Here is a 1,743-nt window from a genome sequence, read left to right as displayed (position 1 = left end):
CCTGACACAACGGCTTGTTCCATTTTCTCGTCTTCCTCAAAACTGATGAGCGTGCCCGACTTGGCTTCTTCAGCCAGATCGATATCCCAGGGCGTGAAACTGGACAGCACGCGCAGGGGCACACGGTATTTGCCGGCGAATTCCACCGAGCGGATCTGCAGCACCTTGGAGCCCAGAGAGGCCATCTCCAGCATCTCTTCGAAGCTGATGGCGCTCAGGCGACGAGCATCAGGCACCACACGGGGATCGGTCGTGTAGACACCGTCCACGTCGGTATAGATCAGGCACTCGTCGGCCTTCATGGCCGCAGCCACAGCCACAGCCGAGGTGTCCGACCCGCCACGGCCCAGGGTCGTGATGTTGCCCTCAGGGTCCACACCCTGGAAGCCCGTGATCACCACCACCTTGCCGGCAGCCAGATCGGCGCGGACGCGGGCGTCATCGATGCTCTCGATACGCGCCTTGGTAAAGGCGGAATCGGTCTTGATGGGCACCTGCCAGCCAGCGTAGCTGACCGACTCCAGGCCTTCGGCCTGCAGCGCAATGGCCAGCAAACCGGACGACACCTGCTCACCGGTAGCGGCAATCATGTCGAGTTCGCGAGCGCTGGGGTTCGCGGAGAGTTCCTTGGCCAGGCCCAGCAGACGGTTGGTTTCACCGCTCATGGCCGATGGAACGACCACGATTTGATGACCCGCCCGCACCCACTTGGCCACGCGCTTGGCCACGTTGCGGATGCGCTCGGTAGAGCCCATCGACGTGCCGCCATATTTGTGAACGATCAGTGCCATGTCAGTTGTTGTTGAAAAAGACCGCACGCCCTAACACACGAGGTAACCACGATGAAATCACAAAGGAAACATCCCAGGAAACCAGAAATGCGTGCGCGATCAAACTCTCGATTTTAGCCTCATGGGCACGCCTGCCGTCAAAAACCCGGCATTCAGGTGCCCTCAGCCACCCATTCAAGGCCCCACTGGGGGCTACCTTGCGGCGCCAGGCAACGGGCATCCACCCCCAGGCTGGGTACAAAAACAAGTTGATCCCCAGCCCAGATCAAAGGGCCAGTGCGACGCCACTCAGGCACGCCCGCTGACTGGAACTGCTTCTTCAAGGCCCTCGGTGGCCTGCCTGGCCCCATCTGGAACTGCTCCCCGCCGCACCGAGCAAGCGCCCGAGCATGGGCCAGCAACTCAGGATTGACACCGCCCTGCGCCACCTCGGTCACCCGCAAAACCCCATGCCAGGGAGCAAGCACGTGATCCCCGGGTGTGTCGATATTGAAGGCGCCATCACACCCGGCGAGCAACGCAGCGCTGCCCTTCAAGCCCTGCCCATGACCATCGCCGCGTGCACCCGGAGTCGGACCCAGCGGGCGCAACACACCCCGATACAAGGCCAACGCAATCTCAGGCCATTGCGCTGCATGTTGGCGATATACCAAGCCAGGCACCTCATGAGCCAAACGCTGCAACCAACTGGCTGAAAGCCCCTGCGCGCGCCAGCCACGGTACCAATGCGCCAATGCCAGGCGCCGCTGCGCACCGGACAACTCGGCCCACCGCTCCGCGTCAAGCCCTGGTCCCATTTCAGTGGCACCGTCAGCATCGGCATCGTCAAGCTGCAGCGAGGCCACCAGCCCCTCAGCCCACGCATCCACAACAGGCAGGACATCCTGAACGCGCTCGGCGGACGCAGCCAGACACGCTTCGGCCTGAGGAAAGGCGGCCTCCAGCACCGGCC

General features: G+C 62.8%; 2 protein-coding genes. Both read right to left on the bottom strand.

Annotated elements, in window-relative coordinates; translation table 11 throughout:
• On the bottom strand, nt 1-791 hold a 791-nt coding region (locus EPO09_RS08740), incomplete at its 3' end, for an aspartate kinase (protein WP_290642218.1).
• A gap of 152 nt (nt 792-943) precedes the next feature.
• Nucleotides 944-1,743 (bottom strand): tRNA lysidine(34) synthetase TilS (gene tilS / locus EPO09_RS08735; RefSeq protein WP_290642216.1); only part of this gene is annotated, 800 nt, incomplete at its 5' end.

Origin of the sequence: Aquabacterium sp. (assembly GCF_004297345.1) — a bacterium.
In the GTDB taxonomy this organism is placed as follows: Bacteria; Pseudomonadota; Gammaproteobacteria; order Burkholderiales; family Burkholderiaceae_C; genus Aquabacterium.
This window is presented reverse-complemented; position numbering and strand designations above follow the sequence as displayed.